12 protein-coding genes, 2 tRNA genes and 1 pseudogene are annotated in these 16429 nt (G+C 72.7%); 7 read left to right on the top strand and 8 right to left on the bottom strand.

What is annotated here, in order from left to right; translation table 11 throughout:
* Positions 1-253, bottom strand: a pseudogene (locus ACFW22_RS10605) (AhpC/TSA family protein); the annotation flags it as partial.
* Positions 254-344: 91 nt separating this feature from the next.
* Between ACFW22_RS10605 and ACFW22_RS10600 the strand changes: the two are divergent.
* The 4 genes from ACFW22_RS10600 (at position 345) to ACFW22_RS10585 (ending at position 2417) form a co-directional block, all read left to right on the top strand.
* A complete protein-coding gene (locus ACFW22_RS10600) occupies positions 345-962 on the top strand; it encodes a TetR/AcrR family transcriptional regulator (RefSeq protein ID WP_386401385.1) in 618 nt (205 codons plus the stop codon).
* A gap of 117 nt (positions 963-1079) precedes the next feature.
* A complete protein-coding gene (locus ACFW22_RS10595; protein WP_386401383.1) occupies positions 1080-1436 on the top strand; it encodes a hypothetical protein in 357 nt (118 codons plus the stop codon).
* Between the two features lie 290 nt (positions 1437-1726).
* Positions 1727-2353 (top strand): bifunctional DNA primase/polymerase, encoded by a 627-nt coding sequence (locus tag ACFW22_RS10590; protein ID WP_386401381.1) that lies wholly within the window; start codon positions 1727-1729, stop codon positions 2351-2353.
* Positions 2344-2417 (top strand) — tRNA-Lys (locus ACFW22_RS10585). Before ACFW22_RS10590 ends, ACFW22_RS10585 begins: the two co-directional genes overlap by 10 nt.
* A 70-nt stretch (positions 2418-2487) precedes the next feature.
* Here ACFW22_RS10585 and ACFW22_RS10580 read toward each other — a convergent pair.
* Complete coding sequence (locus ACFW22_RS10580) at positions 2488-3771, bottom strand: M6 family metalloprotease domain-containing protein (RefSeq protein ID WP_386401397.1); 1284 nt, start codon at positions 3769-3771, stop codon at positions 2488-2490.
* A gap of 321 nt (positions 3772-4092) precedes the next feature.
* Between ACFW22_RS10580 and ACFW22_RS10575 the strand changes: the two genes are divergently transcribed.
* Positions 4093-5979: a putative bifunctional diguanylate cyclase/phosphodiesterase gene (locus tag ACFW22_RS10575; protein WP_386401379.1), complete on the top strand. Its 1887-nt coding sequence runs from the start codon at positions 4093-4095 to the stop codon at positions 5977-5979.
* Positions 5980-6151: 172 nt separating this feature from the next.
* Here the strand turns inward: ACFW22_RS10575 and ACFW22_RS10570 are convergent, their stop codons facing one another.
* Together ACFW22_RS10570 and ACFW22_RS10565 are read right to left on the bottom strand one after the other, a co-directional pair.
* Positions 6152-7852, bottom strand: coding sequence for a glycosyl hydrolase family 18 protein (locus ACFW22_RS10570; protein WP_386401377.1), 1701 nt, complete (start codon positions 7850-7852; stop codon positions 6152-6154).
* 245 nt (positions 7853-8097) lie between these two features.
* Positions 8098-9210 (bottom strand): LLM class flavin-dependent oxidoreductase, encoded by a 1113-nt coding sequence (locus ACFW22_RS10565; protein WP_386401374.1) that lies wholly within the window; start codon positions 9208-9210, stop codon positions 8098-8100.
* A 353-nt stretch (positions 9211-9563) separates the two neighbouring features.
* Between ACFW22_RS10565 and ACFW22_RS10560 the strand changes: the two genes are divergently transcribed.
* Positions 9564-10322 carry an IclR family transcriptional regulator gene (locus ACFW22_RS10560; RefSeq protein WP_386401372.1) on the top strand — a complete coding sequence of 253 codons (759 nt, stop codon included), beginning with the start codon at positions 9564-9566 and terminating at the stop codon, positions 10320-10322.
* 75 nt (positions 10323-10397) lie between these two features.
* A tRNA-Lys gene (locus ACFW22_RS10555) sits at positions 10398-10471 on the top strand.
* A 132-nt stretch (positions 10472-10603) separates the two neighbouring features.
* Here ACFW22_RS10555 and ACFW22_RS10550 read toward each other — a convergent pair.
* From ACFW22_RS10550 to ACFW22_RS10535, 4 genes are all read right to left on the bottom strand, one after another.
* Complete coding sequence (locus tag ACFW22_RS10550; RefSeq protein ID WP_386401370.1) at positions 10604-12187, bottom strand: hypothetical protein; 1584 nt, start codon at positions 12185-12187, stop codon at positions 10604-10606.
* Between the two features lie 157 nt (positions 12188-12344).
* Positions 12345-14051: an AMP-binding protein gene (locus tag ACFW22_RS10545; RefSeq protein ID WP_386401368.1), complete on the bottom strand. Its 1707-nt coding sequence runs from the start codon at positions 14049-14051 to the stop codon at positions 12345-12347.
* A gap of 51 nt (positions 14052-14102) precedes the next feature.
* Positions 14103-14696 carry a lytic polysaccharide monooxygenase gene (locus tag ACFW22_RS10540; RefSeq protein ID WP_386401366.1) on the bottom strand — a complete coding sequence of 198 codons (594 nt, stop codon included), beginning with the start codon at positions 14694-14696 and terminating at the stop codon, positions 14103-14105.
* A 127-nt stretch (positions 14697-14823) separates the two neighbouring features.
* Positions 14824-16260, bottom strand: a complete 1437-nt coding sequence (locus tag ACFW22_RS10535) for an SPFH domain-containing protein (protein WP_386401395.1) — start codon at positions 16258-16260, stop codon at positions 14824-14826.
* Between the last annotated feature and the right edge of the window lie 169 nt (positions 16261-16429).

The following is a 16429-nucleotide window of genomic DNA, read 5'->3' as shown; positions in this document are numbered from 1 at the left end:
GTTCTTCGGCGGGCGAGTGGAAGAGCACCAGTTCGCGGATCCCCGCCCGCTCGATCTCCTCGTGCCGCAGGACCACCGACCGCAGGTGCAGATTGCAGACCGGGCAGCCGGCGAAGCGCCGGAACTGGACGTGGGTGGGGCGCTCGGGGTCCGGCAGGGCCAGCGGGGCCCCGAGGACCGGGGCGAGCGTCCGGGCGGGAACGCTGCGGCCGGGTTCCAGGCGGCCGTGCGGGCGGGGCGGGAGCGTGCTCATGGGACACCTTCCTCGACGGGCCGTGCCGACAGCCTTAGGCGTACGGCGTACTCCTAACAAGATAGGCGTAGGGCGTACGCTGTCAACCGTCATGCCGCGCCCCCGCTCCCTCACGCCCGAACGCCTGGCCGCCGCTGCGCTCGCCGTCATCGACCGCGACGGGCTCGCCGCCCTCTCCATGCGCACCGTCGCCAAGGAGCTCACCATGAGCCCCATGGGGCTCTACCGGTACGTCGCCGACCGCGAGGAGCTGGAGGGGCTCGTGGTCGAGCGCGTCCTGAGCACCGTCGACACCGCCCCGCCCGCTCCCGACGCGCCCTGGCGCGACCGGATCGAACTCATGGCCGGACGACTGCGCGAGGCCGTCGCCCGACACCCCTCGGCCGTCCCGCTGACCGTCGCCCATCGACACCGCTCCCCCGCCGGGCTGCGCTGGTCCGAGGCCGTGCTGGAGATCCTCACCGGGGCCGGGATCGACGGCGGACGCCGGGTCGTCGCCCTGCGCGCACTGCACGCGTACATCACCGGCGCCATCCAGCTCGAACACCTCGGGCCGCTCGCCGGCAGCGGGACCGAGGCCATCGCCGCACTGCCCGCCGACCGCTTCCCACGGCTCGCCGAGACCGCGCACGACGCCCGGACGATCGGCCCCGAGGAGGAGTTCTTCGGCGGCCTACGGCTGCTCCTGCACGGCCTCGACGGCGCGTGACCCGGAGGCCCGCGGAGCGGGGGGCGCGCGCCGGACGGCACGCGCCCTTGCGGAAAGCGGGACAATGGAAGGCGGCCCGGGATTCCGGGCCGTGCCTGTGCGAGGAGGAGTAGGACGATGGCGGAACCCGCGGAGCGGAGCGCACAGCGGCGGCTTCGACCGGCACCGCTGATCTTCGAGCCCGTCGAGGCCACCGCCGATCCGGAGCACTTCTTCGACCTGGAGTCGATGGAGGATCCGCGCGAGCTGCTGGCCCGGGCGACAGAGCTGACGCTCGCGTTCCGGGCGGCGACGGACCGGGCGACGGAGTTCCAGGCGATCGCCGCGGCGCAACTGGCGGACCCGCGCCGGTTCGACCGGCTGACGGCGGCGGACGTCGCCGAGCGGGCGGAGTGGACCGAGGACTACGCCCGGAAGATGATCGAGTTCGGTCGGGGCCTGATCCGGACGAACGGCGGACCGTCGGAGGACTGAGCGGACGACCCCGACGGCGGGGGCCGCGGGCGGAGGCGCCGCCGGCGCGGCGCCCGTGACACCGGCCCACCGGGCCCTCGCTCGGGCACATGGGCGCAGCCGCTCCAGATCAGTACGACACCCCTGCCGGCTCGGCCCTCACGGGGGCGCATGGACGCGCCTCGGCAGCAGCGCCGTCGAAAAAGCACCATGGCATATGCCGAAGCGCACGATACTCCTCGCCCACCGCCCTTGTCCGGGATTCCGAAAACCCTGGGAAACCGCATCGTCACTCCCGGTACACCTGATCCATGACGACGTGGCTGCGCAACGAGACCCCCCAGGACATCTTCCGGTTCCTCCGGGAGGGCGACGAGGGACGCCACCAGACGGCACGGGTGACCGCCGACGGGGCCGCCTGGCTCACCTCCGCCGCCGGCGATCGGGACACCGCGCTCACCCGTTGGGAATCCCGGCCGGCCTCACCGGCGGCACTGCCCTGCGGGACGGTCTTCGACGTCGTCAACGTGGACCCGGTCTTCGGGCGCCGGATGCTGGACAGACTCTGGGAGGAGGGCCCCGGTTCGGGACCCGTGGCGATGCACCGGGGCCGGATGATGCTCTTCGCCGCGCCGGGAACGGCCCAGCGCCTGCCGGCCCTGCTCGACTGGGAGGAGTGGGGCGAGGCGGTGCCCCGACCCCTCTGCCACGGCTCCGGGGACGCGGTGACCGTGCCGCCGCTCGTGCCGTCCGACGCCGCCGGGCCCCGCTGGCTGGTGGCCCCGGACACCCGGCACCCCTGGCTGCCGGGGCCCGAGGTCGTGCTCTGGGCGTGCGTGCGGGCCGCCCGGGCGGTCTCCGCCGCCGACGTGCGGGTATCGATTTTTCCTCCCGCCGATTCGCCTGCTAATGTCTACGACGTCAGCAGGCGCCGCTAGCTCAGTTGGTTAGAGCAGCTGACTCTTAATCAGCGGGTCCGGGGTTCGAGTCCCTGGCGGCGCACAGACGGAAGAAGCCCCTCGCGCGAGCGGGGGGCTTCTTCGTGTTCCGGTGCGGGACGGGGCCTTGCGGCTCAGCCCGCGGCGGGCGGGGTGATCTCGACCGTCCAGCTCCCCGAGCCCGTGCGCTCCACGACCTCGACCCGGACGCCGCTCCCGGGCACGGTCAGGGTCTCGCCCTCTTCGAGCGGTGCGTCCGCGAGCGGAGGGTAGACGGAGCGGTCGGTGCAGGCCTCGGTGTCCGGATGGGCGTCCACGACCTCGACCGGACCGTTGCCGGAGGCCGCGCCGCTGCGGACCCGGTAGACGAGGACGCCCTCGGTGCAGGTGTCGGCGTCGTTCCCGGCGCTGCTGCGGGCCTCGATCGCCAGGACGCTTTCGGGGCCGGTGCGCACGACGGCGAGCCGGGTGCCGAGGCTGCCGCCGGCCGCGGGTTGGACATCGGTCGGCTCCAGGGTGACCAGCCGGGAGCCGGCTCCCTGGACGCAGGCCACCTGGGCGCGGGAGAGCCAGCCGAGCTTCCACTTGTGCCAGCCGAAGAGGTCCGGGGAGAGCCCGAACTGGCTGCCCATGACGTCCCAGTCGCCCACGTGGGTGTCCCAGTCGCCCTTGCCGTCGAGCGGGCGCCGGTAGAGGTCGGGCAGGTCGAAGACGTGCCCGGTCTCGTGGGCGAGGACGTTCCGGTCCGGCGGGTGCCGCTCGAAGACCGTGACGACCCGCTTGACCTCGGTGCCGTCGACCTTGAGCGGGCGCTCCAGATTGACGACCTTGGTCGCGTCGGAGTCCACTCCGGGCGCGTCCGGGTCGGCCACCAGGTAGACGATGTCGTACCGGGAGAAGTCGACGTCCTCGTCGGCCGCGGCGATCGCGTCCCGCAGGTAGTCGGCCCGTTTCCCGGCGTCCCAGTCGCGCCGTATGTCGTACTCCCCCGACTCCCGCGGCATCGGGGTCCACTCCGCCCGGGAGTGCGGGCGCAGGCTGAAGCGCCCGTACGAGGCCCGGTCGAAGTACTCGCTGGTCGCGGGGAAGTGGTCGGCGGCGAGTTGGGACGGCGTGGTGAGCGGCTCGGAATCCGGGAAGGACAGGAAGATCATGACCGCGTCGAGGCTCTCGGTCGGACGCGGATAGGAACGGTTCCAGGTGTCGAGGCCGAGCGAGTGGTGGGCAGCGGTGCGCGGAAGTGCACAGGGGCTCGCCGAGGTCGCACCGACGGCCGGGCCCGCGACGAGCCCGGTGGCGGCCAGGGCGGCGAGCGAGGTGAAGGCCGCCGCGCCGGCGCGCAGTCGCGGGCGCTCCACTCCCCCGGGTGGCTGCTGACCCCTCACATGGACCTCCGGATCGGGAATGCGGGACACCATCACCACCTTGTGACGGTTTGGCGTCTTTCGCATGTTTCCGCTGCCCCGGTCGGGTGAGTGCGTGCCACGGGGTCGACGCGACACGAGCGGGTTTCAGCTCACGGAAAGTCACATTCGGTCATGCCTCGACGACCCGCGTCAGACATGCGCAGAAACGATCGGGCGAGCTTTCGCGGTGGCCAGCCTCACAGCCCCGGAGGCCCTTCACGGCCCCCTAGAAGCTGGAACGCCCCCCGGGCCTGGCTCTATGATCGGCTCACTCTTCCTTGGCCGACCATCCCGACCACATGTGACCGGCCCGACTGCACACGGGAGCGAGCGGTGAGCGGAACCCCCGAAGGACCGGTGCACTCAGAGCCGGCGGAGACACCCACGACCGAGGCCACCACCACGGAGCGTCACCTCGCACGCCGGAAGGCCGAACTCCGTGACTACCGCGCCGCCTTCCGGGTCGCCCAGCTCGCCATGGCCGTCGTCGACGAGGACGGGGTCGTCGTCGCCGCCAACGATTCCTTCGGCACCCTCCTCGGCGCCGCGCCGGAGGCGCTCCACGACCAGGCCGCCGCCGACCTGGTCGACCTCGCCTCCGACGGGCGCACCTGGCACGCCTACCGCGAGGTGCTCCGGGGCCGCCGCTCCCGCTTCCGCTGCACCCGTCGGCTCAAGCACGCCGACGGACGCTCGCTCTGGGCCGAAGTCACCGTCGCCCCCGTGCCGGGCAGCCGGCGGGTGCTGCTGTCGATCGCGGACATCAGCGACCGGCGCGAACTCCACGCGCGCCTGCGCCACCTGCAGATGCACGACCCGGTGACCCGACTGCCCAACCGCGCGCTGTTCTTCGAGCGCCTCTCGGCAGCCCTGGAGGCCGCGACCCAGGACGCCCCGGACCCCGTCACCACGGCCGAAGCGGTGGGTCCACCGGCCGGGTCCTACGCGTCGTACGCGTCGTACGGCCCTGGCAGAACGGGGCGGATCGGCCTCTGCTACCTGGACCTCGACGGCTTCAAGGCGGTCAACGACACCCTCGGCCACCGGGTCGGCGACCGGCTCCTGGCCGCCGTCGCCACCCGGCTCACGGAGTGCGCGGACAGCGACGGCTACACCCGCAACGGCAGCCACCTCGTGGCCCGGCTCGGCGGGGACGAATTCGCGATCCTGGTCGAGGACTCCACCGGCACCGAGCAACTGGCGGACCTGGCACGCTCGGTGCTCGACGCGCTGCAACACCCCTTCGACCTGGGGGGTCAGCGGCTCTCGGTCTCGGCCTCGATCGGCGTGGTCGAGCGCACCGCCCACGGGACCACGGCGACCGCGCTGATGCAGGCCGCCGACACCACGCTGTACTGGGCAAAGGCGGACGGCAAGGCCCGCTGGACCCTCTTCGATCCCGAGCGCAACGCCCACCGGATGACCCGGCAGGCCCTCTCCTCCACCCTGCGCCCCGCCCTGGAGCGCGAGGAGTTCGCCCTGGAGTACCAACCGCTGGTGGACCTGACCGACGGCGCGGTGCGCGGGGTGGAGGCCCTGGTGCGCTGGAACCACCCGCAGTTCGGCCCGCTCGCGCCGAATCGGTTTGTCGGGATCGCCGAAGAGGACGGCTCCATCGTGGAGTTGGGACGGTGGGTGCTCAACACCGCGTGCCGTCAAGCCCGACAGTGGCAGAAGGACCACCCGCGCGAGCGTCCGATCTTCGTGAGCGTCAACGTGGCGGTCCGCCAGGTCTGGGACTCGGACCTCGTCGCGGACGTGGCCGGCATCCTCGCGGAGACCGGCCTCGCACCGCACCTGCTCCAGTTGGAGCTGACCGAGTCCGCCGTGATGGGGTCGAACGGCCGGCCGCTCCAGGCGCTCCAGGCGCTGAGCGACATGGGCGTGCGGATCGCGATCGACGACTTCGGCACCGGCTACTCGAACCTGGCCTATCTGAGCCGACTGCCCGTCTCCGTGCTGAAGTTGGACGGTTCTTTCGTGCGCGGCTTCCAGGACGAGGAACACGCCAACCCGGCGGACGAGTTGATCGTCGAGGCGCTCGTCCACCTCGCGCACCGACTCGGACTGACCGTCACCGCCGAGTGCGTCGAGACCGCCGGGCAGGCCAGCCGGCTGCGGCGGATCGGTTGCGACACCGGGCAGGGCTGGTTGTACTCCAGGCCGGTGGCTCCGGACCGCATCGCCGCGTTGATCGGCAAGGAGCCGCTGCCGGTCTGAGCCGGCGACCCGCAGGGCCGACGCACACCTCCGGACGGGACCGGCACGCGGACCCGCCGCCCGCCGTTCCCGTGGGTGGCCCGGGGCCGGGTTCCGGACGTGGAACTGCCCCCGACCGGAGGGACATTCCGGGCGGGGGCAGTGGTCGTGCGGGGCTCAGCGGATCAGGGCCTCAGCAGGCGCCCTGGTCCTTCCAGACGCCCCATTCGCCGGTCGTGCCGGGCTCCTCGTTCTGGGTCCACCACTGGGCCTTCCAGGTGTGGCCGTTGTGGGAGACGAGGCTGCCGCCGGTGTAGATGGTGCCGGCCACGTACGCCGGTGCGGTGCAGCCCGTGGGGGGCTCGGTGGTCGGCGGGGTGGTGGGCGGCGTGGTGGTCGGCGGGGTCGTGGGCTCCGTCGTCGGCGGGGTCGTGGGCGGGGTGGTCGGGGACGAGCCGACGGCGGCGACGATGTCCTTGAAGAGGGTCGCGTTGGCGTCGAGGCCGAGCAGCGAGTACATCATCGCGCCGGCGAGGCCGCGGTTGTGGGCGTAGTCGGCGCGCGCCTGGATGGTGCGCTTGTCCAGACCGGTGAAGAACTCGCCGTCCTTGTAGAAGTAGGCGGACTTGGCCTGGTCGTCCCAGAAGGTGGTCGCCGCGTTGTCGACGATGCCGCCGAGCTCCTTGTAGTGGGCGATGCCGGGCTGCTGGCTGAGCGGGCGGGCGCCGGAGGGGCCGGTGGCGGGCTGGGCGAGGCCGTTGGCGGTGCCGGCCGGGACGCCCTTCCAGCCGCGGTAGTAGAACTCGTAGCCGAGGGTCAGCTTGTTCGCCGGGAAGCCGCCGGTGATGCCGTAGGCGGGCTTGCCGTCGATCCAGGAGTCGATGGCGTTGTCGATCGAGTACTTCTCGGTGCCCGGCTTGATGGGGTCGGTGGGGTCGTTCGTGCCGGAGTAGAGCGGGGACTGGTGGTACGTCGGCCCGTCGCCGTCCCAGGCGCCGTGCATGTCGTACGTCATGATGTTCGCGTAGTCGAGGTACGCGCCGATCTTGTCCGTCTCGATGTTCTTGATCTTGTCCTGGCCGGCCGGGAGGGCGGCGGTCAGCAGGTACTTCTTGCCGCCGTGCGCGGCGCCGTACTCGTCGAGCTGCTTGCGGAACTCGGCGAGGAGGAGCGTGAAGTTCTGCTTGTCCTCGGGGGCGTAGTGGTTGCCGAGGTGGCCATCGGGCGAGCCGGGGTACTCCCAGTCGATGTCGATGCCGTCGAAGATGCCGGCCGCGGTGCCGGGGCCGCCGAAGCCGCCCTCGACCGGCAGGTCGCCCTGGATGTACTGCTTGATGCAGGAGGCGACGAGCTTCTTGCGGCTGGCGTCGGTCTTGGCCGCGTCCGAGAAGTACTTGGAGTAGGTCCAGCCGCCGAGCGAGATGTTGATCTTCAGGTGGGGGTGCTTCGCCTTCAGCTCCTTGAACTGGTTGAAGACGCCCACGATCGGCTGGTCCCACTTGTCGGCGACGCCGTCGACGCTGTCCGCCGCGGAGAAGGACTTCTGGTAGTCGGCGTACGAGTCGCCGGCGCCGTCACCCGCGTTGGGGTTGTTGTCGTCGCCCGCGGCCTTGTTGGCCTCGAAGCAGGTGAGGTCGGTCGGGTGAATGTTCCCGAACGAGTAGTTGATGATGTCCAGGTCGGCCGCGATGCCCCGCTCGTCGAGGTGCTTGGGGTAGAAGGCGTTCCCGTACACGCTCCACTGGTCGTAGTACGCGATCTTCACGCCGCCCGTGGAGGCGGTGGTGGCGGTCTCGGCCGCCTGGGCGGAGCCGAGGCCGGCCGTGGCGGCGAGCGCGCCGGCGGCGAGGGCCGTGCTGAGGAGCGCGGCGGTCAAAGGCTTACGGGGGTGCACGTGCGGCCTCCGGGAGGGGTGGCGGTACGGAAGTTGGAGCAGTGATATCCGCCGCATGAACGACTCGTCAATGGTCTGAACCAGATTGAGGACTAGACCAATTCGTCGAGGAAAGCCCTCGTCAGGGCCGCGCAGCACAGAAAAGAACCGCTCGCCACCATCGGTGACAAGCGGTTTAAGGTTCACTTAGGGAAGGGCGGCGGTTCGTTCGGGGTCGAACCAATCTCCCTCAGGAAACGAGGATTTCACGACGCCGGCAGCTCCGGCAGCCCGTACGCATCGGCGATCAGCTCGTAGCTCCGCACCCGCTCCGCGCCGCCGTGCCCATTGGCCGTGATCATCAATTCGTCCGCCCCCGTCCGCTTCTGGAGGTCGTCCAGCCCGGTGCGCACCTCGTCCGGAGTGCCGTACACGACGTTCGCGAGCCAGCCGTCCACGAACTCCCGCTCGGCCGGGCCGAACCCGTGGGCGGCGGCCTCCTCCGGCGTCGGCACCAGCCCGGGTCGTCCGGTGCGCAACCGCAGCATCGCGAGGGCGCCGGCGAGCACCTGGCGGTGGGCCGCGACCGCGTCCTCGGCGGCGAACGCCGAGACGCCGATCATCGCGTACGGCGCGTCGAGGACCTCGGAGGGCCGGAAGGAGTTTCGGTAGAGGTCGAGCGCCGGGATCGTGCTCCTGGCCGAAAAGTGGTGGGCGAAGGCGAAGGGCAGTCCGAGCAGGCCCGCGAGGCGGGCGCTGTAGCCGGAGGAACCGAGCAGCCAGATCGGCGGACGGCCGTCCGGCCCCTGGACCGGCCCCGGCACGGCGTGGATCCGGGCGTAGGGGTGTCCGTCCGGGAAGTCGTCGTCCAGGAACCGGGTCAGCTCGGCGAGCTGCTCCGGGAAGTCGTCCCCGGGCTCCCGCCCCCATCCGGACGAGGGGGCCCCCGCGGCGCCCCCGTCGAACCCCCCGGTGCGGCGCAGGGCGGCGGCGGTGGCCCCGTCGGTGCCGGGGGCGCGACCGAGGCCGAGGTCGATCCGCCCCGGGGCGAGGGCCTCCAGGGTGCCGAACTGTTCGGCGACGACCAGGGGGGCGTGATTGGGCAGCATGACGCCGCCCGAACCGAGCCGGATGCGCCGGGTGTGGGCCGCGAGGTGGGCGAGGATCACGGCCGGCGAGGAGGAGGCGACCCCGGGCATGGAGTGGTGCTCGGCCACCCAGTGCCGGTGGAAGCCGCGGCGCTCGGCGAGCCGGCTCAGCTCGACGCTGGTGGCGAGCGCCTGGGACGCGGTCCGCCCGCTGCCGACGGTCACCAGGTCGAGCACGGACAGCGGTACGGGCGCGGTCCCCCGCACCTCTCCTCGAATTGCGTCGGTCACCGTCGGAACCCTTCTCGGCGCGGGTGTGGATACGTCAGGGCCATAACGGGAGGTCCCCTCCGCTTATTCCCCCCTCCGGAGCGCCCCGAGCCTTCGGGACCGGCCACCGACCCCGCCCCACCGGCGGGAACACACCGTTCGCCCGTGGCCGAAGACCAACGCGTGCGCCGGCGCACACGTCCCTGACCTGAGGCTCTGCACATCACTCATGACATGGGCATATGTCAGAGTAGTGCGCCGCAGTCCAGGGGCCCGATCCTCCGCATCATTCTCGCCAACAGCCGCCCCGTAGAGGGCCCTTGGCGGCTATCGTGGTACGAAAGCTTGCGGTCACAACCTGGTAGGGGGAAACCGTGGCGCTGAAGCCCGAGCCCACCGCGCCGTTCCACTCGGTGCAATACGCCCTGCGCGTCCTCGAGACGGTCTCGCGGCACGGTGGCGGAGTGACGGACGTCCAGATCGCGCGCGAGACCGGCCTGCCCGTCGTCCACCTGTCCTCGCTCCTCCTCATGCTCCGCCGCGAGGGGTACGTGGAGCAGGTCGCCGACGGCGCCTATGTGATCGGGGACTCCCTCGTCCTCCTCGGCTCCGGCCTGACCCGCCGCGAAGCCCTGGAGGCCAAGCTCCAGGAGACCCTGACCGAGCTGCGCGACTCCGTCGGCGCAGCGGTCTACATCAGCCGGTACATCGACGGCGAGGTGAAGATCACCCAGTTCGCCGACGGTCCGCGCACGCCGAAGGTCAACGAATGGGTGGACTTCCGCTCGGCGGCGCACGCCAGCGCGGTCGGCAAGTGCCTGCTCACCCAACTGGACCAGAACGGTCGACGGGACCACCTCTCGCGCCACAAGATCGCCCGGCTGACCTCCCGGACGATCACCAGCGAGCGGATCCTCTTCTCCAAGCTCGACAGCCAGCCGGCCACCGTTCCCGTGCTCGACCTCCAGGAGTACGCGGTGGGCACGGTGTGCGCGGCCGTCCCGCTGACGGCGGGCGCGGCCGTGGGCTGCCTGGCGCTGTCCCTGCCGATCGAGCACGCCCATCGACTGCGCGCGGCCGCCGACACCCTCAACCGGAAGGCCGCCCCGGTGGTGCTCTCGCTGGCGCTCTGAGGCGGACGGGGCGAGGTCCCGGCGGGGTGGTCACGAGCACCCCTCGGGACCGGGTAGTATTTTCTCTGTCAGCAGGCGCCGCTAGCTCAGTTGGTTAGAGCAGCTGACTCTTAATCAGCGGGTCCGGGGTTCGAGTCCCTGGCGGCGCACAGACGGAAGAAGCCCCTCGCGCGAGCGGGGGGCTTCTTCGTGTTCCGGTGCGGGCGCCGGCTGCCCGTCACGGCGGTGCTGCGACGCCCGCTCCCCGCGGGGGCGGGCCCGGGGGGCAACCGTCGCTTCCGCTATGCCGGCGGTCTCGTCCACCGGCCGCCCGCGTCCAACAGCCGGCCGATCGCGTCCGCGTCCAGCGCCGGATTCGCAGCCGCAGCGTGGGCCAGCTCCTCGTCGTCGAGGAGTGCCGCCAGCCGGGGCTGCGGAAGCTTCGGGTGGCGCGTCGCCGCAGCCCGCACCGCGGGCCGCGGGTCCCGGGTGAGCCGCTCCAGGACCGCCGGACCGGTTTCCGGATCGCGTGCGGCCAGGGCCCGGACCTCGGGGTCCCGGTGGTCGGAGAAGGCGGCCAGTCCCTCGGTCGGGAAGTTCGGCCGGGTGGTGAGGCGAGCGCGCTCGGGGCCGGTGTACTCGAGGAAGCTGCGCAGGAGGAGTGCCGCGGGGGCGTCCGGATGGTTCTGGGCCAGCAGGACCCGTACGCCGAGGTCGTCGTCGGAGGCCAGTCGCGCGACGAGGTCCGGTGGCAGCCGGTGGTCCTCGGCCGCACGTCGGCGCAGCAGGGGGTGGCGGGACAGTGCGTCCCGACGGACGGCCCCGGGGTCCCGGGGCACCTCGCGCACGAAGGAGCGCCCGAAGCAGCGCTCCCCTGGGACCCGGTAGTCGATCCGGGCCCGTTCCTCCTCACTCAGCGCGGGGTGGAGGGACACGGCCAGCCGGACGTCCGGATGGGGGTCCGCCATGAGTGCGCGGCGCTCGGCCGGCCCCAGGTCCGCGTGGTGGGCGACCTCCGTGCGCACCTCCGGATCCGGGTCGGCGACGAGTGCGCGGCGCTGGTCGGCTCCGAGGTCTGCGCGCCGTGCGATCACGGCACGCACCCGCGGAGCCGGGTCGGCGGCCAGGAGGACCACCGCGTCGGGAGGGAGGGTGGGGTTGGCGGCCAGCAACTCCTTGTCCCCCTCGTCGACGGGCCTGGCCAGGACGGCGTCCACCACCGCCCTGCTGAGGGCGTCGTGGAGCAGCATGTCGGTGCGGGCGTGGCACGGGCGGTCGGGGAGCTCGCTCTCCACCCACGCCGGATCCTGGGACCGCAGATGGCGCCGCGCCGACTCCCGGACCCCGTCATCGGGATCCGCGAGCAGTGCGGCCCGTACGTCCGCGGACAGCGACGACCAGCTGTTGACCCCCCACCGGCGGACCTTCGCGATCGGGTGGGTGGGCATCGCCCGGCGCAGCCCGGTGGAGACCTGCTGGTGGGAGAAGGCGTGGAGGCTCTCGTCGTCATAGGTGCTGATCATGTGGACGACGGCCTCGTCGGGCAGCGGGTCGGGCCGGTCGGGGAACTCCACCCGGGGTCCCGCGGCGAGGTGGGCGCGGACGAGCCACTCGGGATCGTCCAGCAGCCGGACGCGCCGGGCCGGATCGACGTGGGGGTTGCGGGCGAAGAAGCTGCGGGTGCGGGGGTCGGGGTGCTCGACCACCGCGTCGACGACGACATCGGGCAGGTCCCGGTCCCGGCACAGCACCATCCGGGCGGCGAGCGGGGCCTCGGAGAGCAGTCGCAGGAGGACCTCGTCCGGCACGGACGGGTTGAGGGCCAGCCCGGCGAGCCGGCGGGCGGGGAGGTCGGCGTCCGACCAGATCCGTTCGGGCGTGCTCATGTTCTTCTGTCCCCCGAGGTGGCGACCGGTGTGACGGAGAAGTGGTGGTGCACGGCCCCGTGCGGGGCGGCGGGCCGGGCGCAGGACACGGCTCCCTCCCCCGGCGGGCGGGCCCGATGGGGAACCGTACGGGAAGGGGCGCGGGCGGGGGAAGGCGTCAGCCGCGCTGCTCCTGGGAGGGGGAGCGGGCGTGGCGGGCGTACTGCGCCAGGAGGGTCTCCGTCGCCTCGGGGGTGAGGAGCTCGTACGGGGCCGTGGGGGCGGGGCGCCACCAGACCGGGTCGGGGCAGAGGAAGGAGGCCCGGCGGAGGGCCACCCGGTGGATCTTGTTCGTCGCCGTGAGGGGCAGCTCCCGCACGACCCTGATGAAGCGCGGCGGCATCTTCGTCCCCAAGTCCGCTTGCGCGGCGAGGAAGTCGGCGAAGGCTCCGGGATCGAAGGGCCCGTCCCCGTGGAGCGCCAGCGCCGCCATGACCTGGTCCCCCGCCACCGGGTCCGGGACCGCGTACACCGCCGCCCCGGCCACCCGGTCCCAGCGGGCGAGGAGGTTCTCGATCACGGCTGCGGCCAGGTTCTCGCTGTCGACCCGCAGCCGGTCGTCCGTGCGGCCGGCGAAGTAGAGGAAGCCGTCGGCGTCCCGGTAGAAGAGGTCGCCCGTCCAGTACCAGTCCCGTCCGGGGCCTTCGGCCCGGGCGGGCCCGCGGCGCAGCCGGGCCGCCTCCGCCTCCGGGTTGCGCCAGTAGCCCTCGAAGGACGAGCGCCCCCGGTTGACCAGTTCGCCGACCGCCTCGGCGGTGTTGAGGAGCCGGCCGGCGGGTGAGAAGCGGGCGGGGGCGCACTCCTCTCCGGTGTCGGGGTCGACCACCGCCAGGTCGTCTCCCGGTGCCGCCCTGCCGATCGCCCCCGTGGGGGTGTCCGGGGTCCGTTGGACCGCCGCGCCCCCCTCGGAGGAGCCGTACCCCTCCACGAGGGGGACCCCGAAGCGTTCCTCGAAGCGGGCCGCGTCCACCGCGCCCGCTTCCGTGCCGAAGCCGAGCCGCAGGGGGTGCGCCCGGTCGTCCGGCCCCGGCGGGGTGGCGAGCAGGTACTGCACGGCCCGGCCGACATAGGTGAAGTAGGTGGCGCCGAAGCGGCGCACGTCGGGGAGGAACCGGGAGGCCGAGAAGCGGGCCCGCAGGGCGACTCCGGCCCCGGCGGCGAGCGCGGGTGCCCAGTCGGCGATCACGGCGTTGCCGTGGAACATCGGCATGCAGACGTAGTGGACGTCGTTCGGCCCGATCCCGAAGTGGGAGACGAGTGAGGATCCGGCAGCCGCCAGCCGCCCCTGGCTGCACAGGGCGGCCTTGGGCGCCCCCGTCGAACCGGAGGTGAAGGAGAGCAGGAGGAGGTCGTCGGGGCGCACGGGGCCGAGGGAGGCATCGCCCGGACGGGCGTTCCCGTAGGGGGCGAGGAGCTCCCGATAGGCCTCGGTGTCCGTGACCAGGATGCGCAGGCCCGGCAACGGCAGGTCGTCGAGGAGGGGCAGGTGGGCGCGCTGGGTGACCAGGACCCGACATGCGGTGTGCTGGATGTCCCGGGCGAGTTCGGGGCCCCGCCGGGTGGGGTTGATCCCGGCGACGGCGGCCCCCGCGAGGGCCGCCGCGCTGAGCCAGAGCGGGTACTCCGGCGTGTTGTCGAGCAGGACGCCGAGGTGCGGCTCGCTCCCCGGCAGGGGTGGCATCAGGTCCACGAGCAGCGCGGCCCGCGCGGCGGCGCCCGCGGCGACCTGGTGGTGGGTGAGGGCGTGGTGCTCGTCCCTCAGGCCGATCCGGTGGTCGCCCCACTGGCGCCCCACGAGCTCCGCGACGGTGTCCGCGCTCCTCATGGACCGGACTGTAACTGACGGATCATCAGAAATGAACCGTCGTGCCGACGGTCAGAGCCTGACGTCCGAGCAGGCGTAGAAGGCGTTCGCGGTGTCCGCGATCGTCCACACCGCCAGGATCAGGTGCCGACCCGTCTTGCCCGCCGGGATCGTCCCGGAGTGCGAGAGCGTCGACGGCGGTTGCTGGTTGTTGTAGGGAACGGTCAGGAACGGTTGGGGATCGAGCGCCGCCCGGGTCAGCTTCTGGGTCGGGTCCCAGCCGTTCTTGGTGATGTAGTACCTGAAGTCCGTGGTGCGGTGCCGGGCGGTGAACTGCCAGCGGAAGGTGTGACCCCGTCCCGCCGTCAGCGGGGTGGTCGGCCAGGCACCGCCCCGGGGGTCGTCGAGCTGCGCGAACTGCGAGAGCCCGGCCGAGCAGATCTTGCCGTCGGCGGGGCCGGCTGCGGGGAAGCCCTTGGGACCCTCGACCGACTGCGGCTCCCACTGGATGGGGCCGCAGTTGGTCACGGTGCGGTTGGCGCAGAGCTTCTGACGGCTGATCGGAGAGTCGGTGTAACCGTGGCTGCCGGCGGTGCCGGCGCCCAGGAGGGTGGCGCCGGCGACGCCGAGCGCCACCACCGCCGCCCCGACTGACTTTTTGCGCATGCTGTCGCTCCAGGAGAACGTGGGGGAGTTCCATGGGGCCGTGCGCGCGCGTACGGTACTGCTTCACTCGCCTTTTGGTCTGGACCAAGTACCAAGGTAGGGACGGACATCGGGCCTGTCCATCCCCTCAGGCCCCCTCGGCGGGTGCCGTCCTGCCCGTGTAGAACGCCACCGTCAGGTCCTTCACCAGGGCCTTGCGCTCGTAGTCGTCCAACTCCACCAGACCACGACTGGTCAGCCGGTGGACCACGTCGTCCACCGCGTCGACCACCGAGGTCAGCACGCTGTCCCGGTGCTTCGCGTCGATCGCGGCAATCCGACGCCGCCGCATCGCCGCGGCCACCTCCGGTGCGTACTCGATGCGCGTCGGCTGCGCCGAGAAGACGTCCACGCCGACCGGAGCGCACTCCGCCGACAGCATCCCCGTCAGGGCCTCCCCCACCGCCTCCGCGTCCCGCAGCGTCGGCGCGTCCTCGTGGAAGGCGTCCGCAGGGAGCTGGGAGAGCACCCTCGCCATCGCCGCCTCCACCTGTTCGCGCAGGTACTCCTCGTGCCCGTCCACGCCGAGCGCGGCCCGCACCGTGTCGCGCACCCGCCACACCACCAGCACCACGACGTCCAGCGCGGTGCCCTTCGCGTCCACCGCCGACAAGGGCTCGCTGCGCCAGTGCCGCAGCCTGACGTCCACCCGACGGCGCAGCAACAGCGGGCTGACCCACAACAGGCCCGTGCGACGAACCGTGCCGCGGTAGTCACCGAACAGCGTCAGCACCAGCGCATGACCGACGCGACCGCGCCCGAGGCCCCCCAGCGAGAACAGGGTGAGCAGCACGCCCAGGGCGAGGAGGGCCCACTGACCGAGGTGGACGCCCTCGTAGGGGCGTACCGGTAGCCGCAGCATCCGGGCCGCCTCGGCGGGCAGCGCACCGGTCCACCACACGACCGCCGCGCACCCGACGAGCGACAGCGCCCCGCCGACGACCCCGACCCACCCCGGGAGCACCGGTCCGGGCCGCTCGACGAGGGCGGGATCGGCGGTGGGGGCGGGACGGGCACCGGGAAGGACGGTGGAGACGGAGGGCCCCTGTGTCCGGGACCCGGCCGGAGCGGATTGCCCCTTGGACTGCCCCTCGGGCTGGCCCTTGGACGGCGGCTGGGGGTGGGGCTTGAGCTGGTCCTTGGGCTGGGGCTTGGGCTGGGGCTGGGGTTTGGGCTGGGGCTGGGGCTGGGGCTTGGGCTGGGACCGGACCTTCGACTGCGCGGACCGGGCCTCCGGGGAGGCCTCCGTCTCCGGCCGGGCACGGGATCCGGGAGCCGCCCCGGGATCGGGCTTCGCCGGGGCCTGCACCTTCGACGGACCCGGGATGGCGGGCTTGCGCCCCGCCCCGGGCGGAGTGGGCGGGGCCATCGCAAGGGTGTCGGGCCCCCCGTCGTCCTCCTCCGGGCCCGGGGCCACGGGCTCCGGCTCGTCGCGGAAGAGCAGGTGGACCGGGATGGCCCCGGTGGTCTCGGCCCCGATCACGTTCTTCCGACGGGCAACCCGCACCACGGCCGCGACGGGCATCGCCACGGCCCCCACCCCCGCCCCGCCGATCCGCCCGAAGTCCAGTGCGCCGGACCGGACCGGACCCGTGGGACCGGGCGGTGCGGCGCCCACCGGAGGCGCCGCACCGTCCGTGTCGCGCGGGGCGCCCCCGGCAGGACGATCGGCGTGCGGAACGACGGGCGCGGGG

This window comes from Streptomyces sp. NPDC058872, assembly GCF_042743065.1.
Classification (GTDB): Bacteria; Actinomycetota; Actinomycetes; order Streptomycetales; family Streptomycetaceae; genus Streptomyces.
Note: the sequence above shows the minus strand (reverse complement) of the source record. Positions and strands in the feature narration are given on the sequence as shown.

What these genes read in the sequence shown, in the direction of transcription:
- ACFW22_RS10600 (WP_386401385.1), top strand. Translation starts at nt 345, where the DNA reads ATGCCGCGCCCCCGCTCCCTCACGCCCGAACGCCTGGCCGCCGCTGCG.
- ACFW22_RS10595 (WP_386401383.1), top strand. Translation starts at nt 1,080, where the DNA reads ATGGCGGAACCCGCGGAGCGGAGCGCACAGCGGCGGCTTCGACCGGCA.
- ACFW22_RS10590 (WP_386401381.1), top strand. Translation starts at nt 1,727, where the DNA reads ATGACGACGTGGCTGCGCAACGAGACCCCCCAGGACATCTTCCGGTTC.
- ACFW22_RS10580 (WP_386401397.1), bottom strand. Translation starts at nt 3,771, where the DNA reads ATGGTGTCCCGCATTCCCGATCCGGAGGTCCATGTGAGGGGTCAGCAG.
- ACFW22_RS10550 (WP_386401370.1), bottom strand. Translation starts at nt 12,187, where the DNA reads ATGAGCACGCCCGAACGGATCTGGTCGGACGCCGACCTCCCCGCCCGC.
- ACFW22_RS10545 (WP_386401368.1), bottom strand. Translation starts at nt 14,051, where the DNA reads ATGAGGAGCGCGGACACCGTCGCGGAGCTCGTGGGGCGCCAGTGGGGC.
- ACFW22_RS10540 (WP_386401366.1), bottom strand. Translation starts at nt 14,696, where the DNA reads ATGCGCAAAAAGTCAGTCGGGGCGGCGGTGGTGGCGCTCGGCGTCGCC.
- ACFW22_RS10535 (WP_386401395.1), bottom strand. Translation starts at nt 16,260, where the DNA reads ATGCCCGTCGCGGCCGTGGTGCGGGTTGCCCGTCGGAAGAACGTGATC.